The 12,902-nt window shown below is 69.3% G+C and carries 8 protein-coding genes; 1 reads left to right on the top strand and 7 read right to left on the bottom strand.

Features of this window, described 5'->3' with window-relative positions:
- Positions 1-44 precede the first annotated feature (44 nt).
- The 4 genes from ACFWI9_RS15410 to ACFWI9_RS15395 are packed head-to-tail and all read right to left on the bottom strand — an operon-like array spanning position 45 to position 5,552.
- Positions 45-1,115: a C40 family peptidase gene (locus ACFWI9_RS15410; protein ID WP_387162159.1), complete on the bottom strand. Its 1,071-nt coding sequence runs from the start codon at positions 1,113-1,115 to the stop codon at positions 45-47.
- A 20-nt stretch (positions 1,116-1,135) separates the two neighbouring features.
- Positions 1,136-1,618, bottom strand: a complete 483-nt coding sequence (locus ACFWI9_RS15405; protein ID WP_387162157.1) for a poly-gamma-glutamate biosynthesis protein PgsC/CapC — start codon at positions 1,616-1,618, stop codon at positions 1,136-1,138.
- Complete coding sequence (pgsB, locus tag ACFWI9_RS15400; protein ID WP_387162155.1) at positions 1,615-3,285, bottom strand: poly-gamma-glutamate synthase PgsB; 1,671 nt, start codon at positions 3,283-3,285, stop codon at positions 1,615-1,617. The genes ACFWI9_RS15405 and pgsB overlap by 4 nt, the downstream gene beginning before the upstream one ends.
- A gap of 5 nt (positions 3,286-3,290) precedes the next feature.
- Positions 3,291-5,552 (bottom strand): HAMP domain-containing protein, encoded by a 2,262-nt coding sequence (locus ACFWI9_RS15395; protein ID WP_387162153.1) that lies wholly within the window; start codon positions 5,550-5,552, stop codon positions 3,291-3,293.
- Between the two features lie 475 nt (positions 5,553-6,027).
- On the opposite strand from ACFWI9_RS15395, the gene ACFWI9_RS15390 reads away from it, so the two are divergent.
- Positions 6,028-7,023 (top strand): hypothetical protein, encoded by a 996-nt coding sequence (locus ACFWI9_RS15390; protein WP_387162151.1) that lies wholly within the window; start codon positions 6,028-6,030, stop codon positions 7,021-7,023.
- 626 nt (positions 7,024-7,649) lie between these two features.
- Here ACFWI9_RS15390 and ACFWI9_RS15385 read toward each other — a convergent pair.
- From ACFWI9_RS15385 to dxs, 3 genes are all read right to left on the bottom strand, one after another.
- The gene (locus ACFWI9_RS15385) at positions 7,650-8,813 is read right to left on the bottom strand and encodes a hypothetical protein (RefSeq protein ID WP_387162149.1); all 1,164 of its coding nucleotides are present in this window, start codon (positions 8,811-8,813) and stop codon (positions 7,650-7,652) included.
- Between the two features lie 193 nt (positions 8,814-9,006).
- Entirely contained in the window at positions 9,007-10,518 is a 1,512-nt protein-coding gene (locus ACFWI9_RS15380; RefSeq protein WP_387162147.1) for an amino acid permease, read from the bottom strand.
- Between the two features lie 171 nt (positions 10,519-10,689).
- On the bottom strand, positions 10,690-12,612 hold the full coding sequence (gene dxs / locus ACFWI9_RS15375) for a 1-deoxy-D-xylulose-5-phosphate synthase (protein WP_387162145.1): 1,923 nt from the start codon (positions 12,610-12,612) through the stop codon (positions 10,690-10,692).
- Between the last annotated feature and the right edge of the window lie 290 nt (positions 12,613-12,902).

The following is a 12,902-nucleotide window of genomic DNA, read 5'->3' as shown; positions in this document are numbered from 1 at the left end:
CCCGGGCTCCCCGGGTGCGGCCGCCGTCGCGGTATGAGTCAGGATCAGAGGCGCTTCGCGCTGCGCAGGGCGGTCGCGTAGTGCCCGTTGCCGTCCAGTCGCGAGGTACCGCCCGTGTCGCCGATCGTCGGGCCGTTCACTTCCTCCCGGCTGGAGATGAAGATCTTGTGCCCGTCACCGTCATGGCCGAGGTACATGCCCACATGGTCGAGACGGTCCTTGGTCCGGGCGTCCAGCTTGAAGAAGACCAGGTCCCCGGGCTGGAGCACATCGATGGACTTGGGCCGGTCGGCGGCGGCCACGCCGTTCAGCGGAATGATGTCGGCGCCAGCCTTGGAGCGGGCCATTCCGTTGGCGCTGCGCGGCAGTCCGTCTCCGGTGGTGTCGGACGAGGCGAGCGGATACCGGGCACGGTAGCCCCACACCAGCCGCATGTATCCCGAGCAGTCGACGGAGCGGGCGCGCTTGGACTCCGCCTGCTGGGTGGTGCCGTCGCGGAAGGTGTACGGGATGCCGAGGTAGTCGTAGAAGTCCGACAGCTCCTCGCGCAGGTCGTTGCCGGCGCTCCCGTCCGGATTGAGCGGGCCGAAGTTGGCGTCACCGCTGTAGGGAGTGCCTTCGTCATCCTTCTTGAGGGGAGCGCCCTGGATGTACTCGAAGGCCATCGAGAAGACGTCCTCCTCGTCGCTCCCGTAGTTCTCCTTGAACCAGTCCTTGAACCACTGCTCCTTCTCGGCGCCCTTGCGCCAGGGCTCCGGCATCAGCCGGACCCAGTCGTCCGTCTTCACCCGGGAGGTGGTGTTGGCGGACTCGGCGAAGGTGCGGCTGGCGCCCTTCAGGGTCGCGGTGCGCGCCTTGTCGGTGAAGGTGGCCAGCACCTGGCCGTCATCGCCGCGGAGCACCGAGCGGTCCGGGTTCTTGAGCCGCTCCCAGCTCTCCTTGCCGCTGACCTTGCTGCCGCCCGCGCTGACCGGGGTGTCGGTGACGGTCTGGATCGCCGGCGCCTTCGCCTCCTCGTCCTTGCGCAGTTCGACGGTCAGATACGCGCTGCTTCCCAGCAGGGCGACCACGATCGCCGCGTGCAGTACGCGATTGGTCTTCTTCTTCGCTGTCATGGATCGGCTCCGGTGGGCGGTCAGGCGGACGGCATGAGGCCGAGGAGGATCCCGGCGGTGAGGACGACATAGGCCATGAGGGTCACCGACCCGGTGGCCATCAGCGTCGCGCCCTTGGGCTGGCGCACGAGCTGATAGGCGATCAGGCCCGGGACGATGAACCCGAGGGTCTGGTTGCTGTACATCAGGGGGAACTCGAGCGACAGCACGATCATCACCGTGGCCTGAAGTACCACACCGGTGAGCACGACGGCGGCGAACAGCCGCTTGCCGTACAGGATCACGTAGCGCTGGAGCAGCAGGGTGCACACATACGTGAGGACGGTGACGGCGACGACCATCGCGGCACGCTGGAGGTCCTCGACGAGGGTGAGTGCCAGCCAGCCGGGGGTGATCATGCCGCCAGGCGACAGGTTGGTCGTCAGATAGCAGATCAGCGAGAAGAGCAACCCGAGTGCGATACCGACCGCGGCGATCTCGGGGGTGAGGACGGAGGGGATCAACGGGGCTCTCCTGGGTACCACTGGTTGGTTTCGTCGGTGGGGGCTGCGGCATGCGTCGGGGCGACACGGGGCTCGAACATCCCGCGTGACCGGTCCTGTTCGGGCTGACCGCCCTGATGCCCGCCGTGCTGCCCGGACGTGTCGTAGTGACCGGACGTGTCGTAGTGACCGGACGTGTCGTAGTGACCGGACGTGTCGTGCTGCCCGCCTCCGTGAGCGGCGCCGTGCTGCGCGCCGCTGTGCGGGCCGCCGTAGGGCGCGGCGCTCTGCGGGGGGCCGAACGGCACGCCGCCACGCTGTGCCGGAATCTGCGGCCGGTGGCCGTAGCGGTTCTCGTACGCCTCCGAGTACTGCTGATACGGGTCGACATGCGGGGCGTAGAGCTGCATCGTCTCGACGTGCTCCACGACCCCCGTTCCGGAGCCGTCCTGTGCCGCCTCCCGGGCCGGAGCCGCCTGCTCCGCGGAGGTGGTGGCGGCGGGGTCCTCGTCGGCGGGAAGCTCGGCGAGGTGCTCCAGGAGGATCTCGCCCTGACCGTGGATATTGCCGATGGCGACGAGCGAGGAATCGGGTCCGAGGTGCCCGAGGAGCTCGTGCATGAACTCCTCGCCGTCTCGCCCTTCGCCGCCGAGGTCCACGGCGCGGTCGCGCCATTCGGCGGGGATCGCGTCGATGGCGCTCTTGGCCGGGTGGCCGATCACGAACACCTTGTCCGGCTCCAGGTCCGGCACGATCTGGCCCATCTGACCGTTGCGCTCGACACGGTCGGGGCGGCAGTTGATGACCACGTTCAGTGGCCGGTTGATCGCACCGAGGTCAAGGAGCTGGTTGATGTTCATCAGCGTCGACTCGGGGTCGTTGGCCGCGAAGACGTTGGCGAAGCGCAGCTTCTTGCCGTCCTCCGTGACATACCGCTCGACGGAGAGCACGCCGGGGTCCGGCGGGGCGTCGTACATGCCCTGGAGCGCGGTCTTGCGGTCCACTCCCAGGAGGTCGGCGACGACGAGTGCGATCGCCACGTTCTCCTTGAACGTGAACCAGCTGAAGCCGCGCAGCTCCTCGTCGGTGACGATCTCGGGATCCGCGTAGATCAGCTGGCAGTCACGCTTGTCCGCCTCTTCCTGGAGGACGTGGAAACGCTCCTTCTCCGCGGTGACGCAGATACCGCCGTGCGGCATGGAGCGCGACAGCGAGCGGCCGATGTCGTCCAGGGTCGGGCCCATCTCGGCGACATGGTCCTCACGAACGTTGCACAGCACGCCGATCGTGGACCGGATCAGCTTGGACTGGTTGATCTCCTGCAGGGCGGGCATGACCGCCATGCACTCCATGACCAGCGCGTCCGGGTTGTACGCGGCCGCCCGGCGGACGATGCCGATCTGCTCGACCACGTTCGCGATGCCGAACTTGCGGTAGACCGGCTCCTCGGTCGCATCGGGGTGGATGAAGCGGGCGGCCGTACCCGTGGTCTTGGCCACTGTCGTCAGACCGCCGCCGCGCAGCGCCCCGGCACACAGCCGGGTGATGGAGGACTTGCCACGGATCCCGTTGACCAGGACCCGGGTCGGAATGTTCTCCAGGTTGACGAAGTGCCGGCGCTGCTCGACGATCCCCGCGATCAGCAGGATGGCGCTGCACACCACCAGCACGGTGTAGAGGAAGAGCACGGTCGTCAGTTCCTTCCGGCGAGGGATGTCATGCCGTCGCGCTTGCGCTGCTGTCCCGGCAACTGCTGCCGGATCAGCTCGAGGCTGCGGACCACGGCGCCGACCTCGTCGTGGTGGCGCGGGTACAGGACGGTGCGGCGATCGCCGTCGGCCAGCGCCTCGGCCTGTCCGACCAGGGCGCGCAACGGACGAACGACGATGATGTAGAGCCAGCCCAGACAGGCGGTCGCCGCCGTGACGCCGAGCAGACCCGCGAGCACGGTGCGGTTCTGGAGGTTGTACTCGGGGATCGCGAGCCCGGACGCCGGCTGCCAGCTGACCACCGTCCAGCCGAGGGTCTTGGCCGCACCGCCACCGTCGAAGGGCGCCGCCGCGGCGATCTGGACGGTGCCACCGTCGCGGTACCGGCTGTACCTGGGGTCCAGGTCGCCTTCCTTGGCGTCCTTGGCGTCCTTCGAGTCCTTGGCGGACTTCTTGTTGACCCGCTGCACCAGCGACTTGAGGCGGTCGTTCGGCAGGTCCTCGAAGGCGAGGAAGCCGCTGTTGCCCGCGATGACCCTGCCCTTCGAGTCGACGACCCGGACCACGCCGAGCCCAGGACGCTTGACCAGGGAGTTCAGGAACTCGATCCGGAACTCGCCGACCACGGCGGCTCCCTTGCGGTCCGCGATCTCGGCCGTGCCGATGACCACCGGCTCCTTGCCCTGGTCGTCGAGCAGCCGGATCTGTTCCTTGCCCGGCTTCTTCCCCGCGGGGCTGTGCGGCTCCGCGCCGACCCTGGCGATGATGTCTCCGCCCGGGCCGACCACATACAGCGAGTCGTACCGCGGATGCTCGGACATGGTGCGCTGAAGGACCTTGGTCATATCCGCCGGTTCGGTGCCCTCGCCGATCAACGCGGCGACGGAGGCGAGATCCGCGTGCCCCTCGTTGAGGCCACGGCGGACCCGGTCGTTGACGGTGTCGGTGCGCTCGCGCTGGTCGCGGACGACCTGCAACGGCACGGAGACCGAGTCGCCCGCGCGGTTGAACAGCAGCATGAGCGGGGCGCACCAGGCGAGCAGCAGCACTCCGCAGACGACGAGCACCGTACGGGCGCTGAGCCGGGTCCGGCGGCGCGCAGGTGCCTCGTCGACGGACTCGCCGACGAGCTGGCGACGCAGCCGTTCCAGCGCGGCGCCGATTCGCGCGCCCTCGCCGTACCTGGGCGCGGTGACGGGGCGGGTGTGCTCACCACGGGTGAGACGGCGGCTTTCGAGGAAGAGACGGATCAGCGGACGCTGCACGGTACCGATCAGTACGGCCACGGTCACACCGCCGATGACCAGCAGAGCACCGGCCGCGAGCAGCCCGAACACGGGCTTGCTGACCACGGTGGTGTCCTCCTCGACATCGACCATGGCGACCACGCGCAGCCCGAGCCGGGTGGCGGAGGTCGACTCGCCGGGCTGGGCACCGGCAAGAGTCGCGTATCCGGCGATGACGCGCTCGTCGAGGTAGCGCTCGCCGAGGATGCTTCCGCTGACCCCGGGGAAGCCTCCGGAGCCGGGTTCCTTGGCCTTGATCGGGTGCTCGTCGGCCTGCTCGGCGGCGCTGGCGGCGAGCACCTTCAGCTGCTTGGCGGCGTTGGTGATCTTCTTGCGCTTCGCTGCGGTCTTGGCCTGGTCCAGCTCGGGGATGCCGTCCTGGCTGAGTACCTGGCCCTGCTGATCGACAACGGCGATGGCGCGGGTGCTGCCGAGACTGACGCCGGGGACCTTCAGTCCGCTGGAGGCGACCAGCAGTTTCTGAGACTCGCCCGGCCAGTTCAGCACCGCGAGTGCGAGCAGCCGGGTCTCACCATTGGGGAGGCGGACCAGGCGGGGGGTGAGACCGTTCTCGTCGCCGAGCTTGGCGCGGTCGATCGCGGTCAGCGGCACGTTCTCACCACGGGCGGCGAGCAGCTTGCCGGACTTGATCTCGACGACGGCCACGCCGAGCCACTTCTGGTAGACGTTGCCGATCTTGTCGAGCACGGAGTCGGCGGGCACGGGGTCGCCCGCGTTGAAGAGTCCTGCCGTACGCGTCAGGTCGGTGACGCTCTCGTCGATGGAGGCGCGCAGGGCGATGGCGCCGTCCTCGGCGAAGTGCTGCTGGGAGGTCAGCACGGCTTTCGGCACGCGGTCGTTGGTGACCCGAACCAGGGAGAGGGCGGTGACGCCCGCCAGGGCAAGGAGCAAAACTGACAAGACTGCTATTGGGGGACGTATGCCACCCAATAGGGACATGTCAGCCCTTCGGCGGACCTTATGCCGCCGCTTCGTGGGCGAAGCGGCCAAGGCGGGGCTCCTCTCCTGGAAACCATCACAACGGGGCGAACATCAGCCGCACCCGTAAACCGTCGGGGTGGGGTCGGCACGCGGCGCGAGCCGCACTTGCACGATGTGCACCGCACTACAGTGCGAGACACACGTCAGACCGGCGCAACGGAAGTTGAGTTGTACGAATTCAGGGAATGTGATCAAGGCCACGGGGGGCCCGGGGGCGGTCAGTCCACAGGCCAGGCCCCCGACACCGGCGCATCCATGCGCCCACCAGGGCAGGGCAGAACGCCCTTCACACGCCTACGCGCCCACAGCCGTCCGGGCGTCGCACGCCCCCGACGGGCCGGGCGCGGGTACGACTCTGCAGCACCGCCCGACGGGGCGAACGGCAGCGACCGGCGCGAGAAACGTTTCATCACCTGGATATCTTTATATGGCTATGACGATCAACCGAACCAAGACGGCAACAATTGCGGCAGCTCTGCTCATCGTGGTCGCCGTCGCGCTCACAGTGCTACTGACGGGTTGGACCAATGGCCTTGGCTCAACGGAGCGTACAGGGCCAGGGAGTGACGGCACCAACCGTCTTGGCGGCCGAGCTGCGGATCTGGAGCTGCGAGTAGCCGATTTCACATCCCGGTTCCGCGAGGACAGCGGGTACCGGGGGCCCAGCAGCGAGGAGCGCAAGGCCGTGGCCGAGGGCGTGGCGCTGCTCGTCGACGGACAGCGGCCGCAGGCCGAGAAGCGGCTCTCCGACGTGGACTTCACCATCCGCACGATCACCGACGGAGCAGTCGGCCGGCGGTACGCGGAGATCGCCGACCGCACTGAGGACGCACGGTCGCCCCGAGGCTGGGGCCGGATCTATGTCGATCTCTCCGCCCCCATCCGCTGGTCGGTGCAGGTGCCGCACCCGCTGACCGACCTGCACACCGAGCTGCTGGGGGTGAACGTACTGAGAGGGGCCCCCGGTGGTGTGCTGGTGATCGCCGGAGCACACCGCGAGGCCGGAAAGGGGGATGCCGCCGATGTGGCGCACCGCACCGACAGTGTGTTCGACGCCATCTGCGACGAACTCGCCGAGCGCGGGATGCCGGCCGTCCAGCTGCACGGTTTCGCCAATGCCTCCGCGCCGGACCACGATGCGATCGCATCCACCGGCAGCGGCTATCTGGCGCGCGTCGAGGGACGTGTGCTCGCCGACGCGCTACGCGACCGCGGCTTCGCGGTGTGCAGGGCCTGGACCCGCGACTGCCCGTTGGAGGGGCGGAGCAACGTGCAGGGCCGCAAGGCGGAGCGGGAGGACGCTCCGTTCCTCCACGTCGAGTTCAGCAACACTGTGCGGACATCCCCGTCGCGTGCCGCCCGCGCGGCCGAAGCCCTACGGGCGGTGACCGGGACCTGGGCCGTCGCCGCACTGCCGCCGAGGAACTGAGGACGGCGGTCCCGAGACCGGAAAGGCCGGGCCGGCGGACGGCCGCCTGGGATGGCCTGTGCCCTGCTCAGGAAGGAGACCGGCGCCCGAAGCCCCCCGCCCTGGCCCTGCCCCTGGCCGGCTCAATGCCCGTTTCGCGGCGAGCCCCGCTTGGTGACGCACGCACGGCTGGGACGGTCGAGCGACGGCTGAGTGAGGACCGTGCCTCCGGTCGCGACGACCTGGCCGGGCGCGGGCCCTCCGGCCTTCCCCACCAGTTGTGCTTGGCCACGACATCGAGGTCGCCGGCTGTGAGGGAGACCCCGTCGGCGGGAGCCTTCAGGCAGCTGCGGCCATGCCTGCCGAGCACTCCACCGCCGAGGTCGAGAGCCACGTTCGCTACCACGTTCGACTGCTGCTCGAGGACAGCGTCGGTGCTCTGGCTCCGGCTCGAATTCGTGTCCTGCACCCTGTCGGAAAGCCTGCCGACATCGGTGGAGTTGTTTTACGGCGGATCGGACCCCCGACGTCGCCGTCCGCGGGTCGAGGCCCCAGGGGCTGGGGATGGCCCTGCACCGGACGCCGTTGCCTGACGGGCAGACCTCGGCCGACACGGCACCTGATGTCCCGGCGGGAGCCGGAGGGCGTCATGCGCCCCGGACGACCCGCCACTGCTCCAAGGCGAGCCCGGACTCCGCCTTCTGCCGCGCCACACGCAGCGAACCGTCCGCGCCGAGGGCGGCCAGCACCACCCGGCCGTTGCCGTCGATCGCGAGGGCGGGGACACCGACGCACGCTTCGCCCGTGCCGGTCCAGACCGCGCCGACCGACTCGTCCTCCGTCGGATACGCGGCCAGTGCCGGGCGCCCGTCCTTGCCCCGCTGGGCCAGGATCGTGCAGTCGACGCCGTCCACCGGGGTGCGCAGCATGGCGATCGGACCCGTACCGCCCTCGCCGCCCAGGGAGACCGGGGCCATTCCCGCACGCCATACGTGTACCGCACCCGTGGCAGCGTCCCGCCAGGCGTGGCTCAGCCGCTCCCGGCCGGTGCGCTCGGAGCTCATCGAGTTCTCGGCGGCGGAGGCGTCGATGTCGTCGGCGCGCTCGAACTTCACGCCGGGGGTCTCCTGCGTCCACCGCATGACAGCCTCGGCGGTCGGCGCGAGGACCTCCAGATGCCCGTGGTCGGTGAGCGAGGCCGAGGGCACGCCCAGCATGTCCCGGCCCTTGAGGTCCGCCCACGCGTTCCATTTGCCGTTCGCCGTTTGGGCCCGCCCGCAGACACCGCCGCCGGCGTTGCGCACGAAGACGTGCAGCGAACCCTCGGCGTCCACGGCCGCCGCCGGAAGACCTATGGTCGCCGCCAGCTCGGGCCGGTGCCGGTACGGAGTGCCCAGCGCGTACCACTCGCGCATGGGGCGACCGGACTGGTACTGGATGGCCTGTACGACGTCCGTGGCGATCTCGCCGCCCGGCCGGGGGGCCTGCCGCAGCCCGACGAGCTGTACATATCCGTCGGTGCCCTGGGCGATCGCCAGATAGGGCCGGAGCCCCGGCGCGGGGAAGAACTCGGGACCGATCCAGTCGTCCGCACCTGCCTGGGCCTCGGTCCAGCGCAGGACGCCGTCGGCAACCGGGGTGTATGCGGTGAGCCTGCCGTCCTTGCCGCGCACCAACCAGTCGGTGGTCGGCGGCAGCAACGGGTCGGCCGGTAGCGACAATGCCGTGTGCACCGTACGGCGGGACAGTGTCCCGGGCCCTTGGGCCTCGCCCGTGCGCCGCTTGGATCTCCGCACAGACCGCCGTGCCATCGCCCGCTGCCACCTTTCCCAAGCGCCTGTTCAAGCGCGTGATTCACGTGACGATAACACCTGGCGAAGCCCGCAATTCGCGCCGACCACCGGACCGGTGACCGGCGTTGCCGTTCGGCCCCTTGACCGGTCGCGGCGGTCGTCCCTGGCGGTTGTGCTGCCGGCCGTTCCGACGGCCGGCCCGGTGGCCGGTTCAGTACTTGGCGTCCCTGCCTTCCTTGCCGAGGCGGCTGTGGCTGCGGCCGTAGAGGAAGTAGACCGCCACTCCGATCACCATCCACACGGCGAACCGGAACCAGGTCTCACCCGGAAGGTTGAGCATCAGCCACACCGTGGCCGCGACCGAGATGATCGGCAGCATCGGCACCCAGGGGGTGCGGAACGAGCGGTGCAGGTCGGGGCGGGTGCGGCGCAGGACGATCACGCCGATGGCGACGAGGACGAAGGCGAAGAGCGTCCCGATGTTCACCAGCGTCGCGAGTTCGTTGATGCTGGTGAAGCCGGCCACGATCGCGATGACCACGCCCAGCAGGATGGTCGGGCGGTACGGCGTGCGGAACCTCGGGTGGGTGACCGAGAAGAAGCGGGGCAGCAGCCCGTCACGGCTCATGGCGAAGAACACCCGGGTCTGGCCCAGCAGCAGGATCAGACACACCGTGGTGAGGCCGACGGCGGCGCCGAAGCTGATGATTCCGCCGTAGACGGGGTGCCCGACGGCCTTGAAGGCATCGGCCAGCGGCGCGCTCACCGACAGCTCGCTGTAGTGCTGCATACCGGTGACCACGATCGAGACCGCCACGTACAGCACGGTGCAGATCAACAGCGAGCCGAGGATGCCGCGCGGCATGTCCCGCTGCGGGTTCCTGGTCTCCTCGGCGGCGGTGGCCACCACGTCGAATCCGATGAAGGCGAAGAACACGACGGACGCGGCGGTGAAGATGCCCATGACGCCGAAGTTGGTCGGCTCATAGCCGAACAGCAGTTGGACCAGCGGTGCGTCCCAGCCGGAGATGCCGCCGGGCGGGACCTGCGACGGGGGGATGAACGGCTGGTAGTTGCTGCCCACGATGAAGAACAGGCCCGCGATGATCACGATCATGACCACGGTCACCTTGATCGCCACGACGACGGCGGTGATCCGGGCGGACAGCTTCATCCCGACCACGAGGACCGCGGTCAGCACGAGGACCAGCAGGAAGGCGAGGAGGTCGAAGGTGCCGCCGGGTGCGTCCGGCCCTTCGAGTACGCGTGGCAGATGCCAGCCCGCGTTGTCGATCAGCGAGCGCACATAGCCGGACCAGCCGACCGCCACCACCGCCGTCCCCAGCGCGAACTCCAGGACGAGGTCCCAGCCGATGATCCAGGCAACCAGCTCGCCGAGTGAGGCGTACGCGAACGTGTACGCCGAACCGGCCACCGGGACGGTGGACGCGAACTCGGCGTAGCAGAGGGCGGCCAGCGCGCAGACGACTCCGGCGGCGATGAAGGCGAGGGCGGTGGCCGGGCCCGCGTTCTCCTTGGCCACCTTGCCGGTGAGCACGAAGATGCCCGTGCCGATGATGACGCCGACACCGAAGACGGTGAGATCCCAGGCCGAGAGGGATTTCTTGAGGGCGTGCTCGGGCTCCTCGGTGTCGCGGATCGATTGCTCGACCGATTTCGTTCGGAACAATCCGGGATCTGGCGACTTCTGATCCGTACTCACCGGCGTACCTCCGTGCCCATGGCTGTATGCCCATGATCGAGAGGGTGACGAGACCTTGCCCGCGCTGATGCGCCGTTTCACACGAAAGGGCCGGTCGAACCCCCTTCGGGTGGTCCGACCGGCCCAATGCCCATGCCGCAGGCAGCGAAGCCCCAGGCCTCAGCGCCGGCGTCAGTCCCGCGCGACCTGCCCCGCCTCGGCCGGTTCGTCTTCGAGACGGCCGTCGAGCTTGGCGACCAGGCCGGTGACCTGGCGGGCGATGTCCGGAGCCGTCAGGCCGATCTCGGCCATGACCTCCTTGCGGGAGGCGTGGTCGAGGAAGCGCGGCGGGATACCGAAGTCACGCAGCGGCAGGTCGACACCCGCGTCACGCAGCGCCTGGGACACAGCCGCGCCGACACCGCCGACCCTGATGTTGTCCTCGACGGTGACCACGACCCGGTGCTTCTCGGCGAGCGGGGCGAGCGCCTCGTCGACCGGCTTGACCCAGCGCGGGTCCACGACGGTCGTGGAGATTCCCTGCTTGTCGAGCAAGTCCGCGATCTCCAGGCACATCGGGGCGAGCGCTCCGACCGACACCAGCAGCACATCCGGGCGCTCGGTGCCCGGCCTGCGCAGCACGTCCATGCCGCCGACCCGGCCCACGGCCTGGACCGCGGGGCCTACCGCGCCCTTGGAGAAACGCACCACCGTCGGCGCGTCCTTGACCTGGACAGCCTCACGGAGCTGGGCACGCACCTGGTCGGCGTCGCGGGGCGCGGCAATCCGCAGGCCGGGAACGACCTGGAGGATCGACATGTCCCACATGCCGTTGTGCGAGGCACCGTCGGTGCCGGTGACGCCCGCGCGGTCCAGTACGAAGGTGACTCCGCACTTGTGCAGGGCCACGTCCATCAGCACCTGGTCGAAGGCGCGGTTCAGGAAGGTCGCGTACACAGCGAAGACCGGGTGCAGACCGCCGGTGGCGAGACCGGCGGCGGATACCGCGCCGTGCTGCTCGGCGATCCCGACGTCGTACACCCGCTCGGGGAACGCCTTGGCGAACTTGTCCAGGCCGACGGGCTGGAGCATCGCCGCGGTGATCGCCACGATGTCCTCGCGCTCCTTGCCGAGCGCGACCATCTCCTCGCCGAAGACGGAGGTCCAGTCCAGGCCGGAGCTGGCGATCGGCAGGCCGGTGTCGGGGTGGATCTTGCCGACGGCGTGGAAGCGGTCCGCCTCGTCCTGGAGGGCCGGCTGGTAGCCGCGGCCCTTCTCGGTGAGGCAGTGCACGATGACCGGGCCGCCGAACCTCTTCGCCCGGGTGAGCGCCGACTCCAGCGCGGTGATGTCATGGCCGTCGATCGGGCCCACGTACTTCAGGCCGAGGTCCTCGAACATGCCCTGCGGGGCGATGAAGTCCTTGAGGCCCTTCTTGGCGCCGTGCAGGGTCTCGTAGAGCGGCTTGCCGAGAACGGGCGTGCGCTCCAGGATCTCCTTGCCGCGGGCCAGGAATCGCTCATAGCCGTCGGTGGTGCGCAGGGTCGCCAGGTGGTTCGCCAGACCGCCGATGGTCGGTGCGTAGGAGCGCTCGTTGTCGTTCACGACGATGACGAGCGGGCGGTCCTTGGCGTCCGCGATGTTGTTCAGCGCCTCCCAGGCCATACCGCCGGTGAGGGCGCCGTCTCCGATGACCGCGACGACATGGTCGTCCTTCTTCAGGACCTCGTTGGCCTTGGCCAGGCCGTCGGCCCAGCCGAGCACCGTCGAGGCGTGCGAGTTCTCGATGAAGTCGTGCTCCGACTCGGAGCGCGCCGGGTAGCCGGAGAGGCCGCCCTTCATCTTCAGCTTCGAGAAGTCCTGGCGGCCGGTCAGCAGCTTGTGCACATAGCTCTGGTGGCCCGTGTCCCAGAGAACCCTGTCTCTGGGCGACTCGAAGACCCTGTGCAGGGCGATGGTCAGTTCGACCACACCGAGGTTGGGGCCGAGGTGACCGCCGGTCTTGGACACGGCGTCCACGAGAAAAGTCCGGATCTCTGCGGCCAGCTGGTCGAGCTGCTCCGGGCTGAGCCGGTCCAGATCCCGAGGTCCCTTGATACGGGTAAGCAATGCCACCCGTTCCTCCTTGCGTGTGAGCTGGTCGAGCATGCCGATCCGCCGAGTCTAGTGTTCCGCCCCCGGCGGCAGTCATCGGGCGGTGTGTTGCGCGTCCCTCCATTCGGTGGGCCTGCCCACGAACGGCTCAGCCCGGTGGCGAACGGGGCTGACCGCGACTGTCCCGCTACCCACGTCCGCGGGTGAACACGCGGAAGTGGGGGGGGGCCCGGGGGGGGGGGGGGGGGGGGGTGGGGGGGGGTGGGGGGGGGGCGGGGGGGGGGGGGGGGTGGGGGGGGTGGGGGGATGAC

This window comes from Streptomyces sp. NPDC127084 (assembly GCF_042724175.1).
Lineage (GTDB): Bacteria > Actinomycetota > Actinomycetes > Streptomycetales > Streptomycetaceae > Streptomyces.
This window is presented reverse-complemented; position numbering and strand designations above follow the sequence as displayed.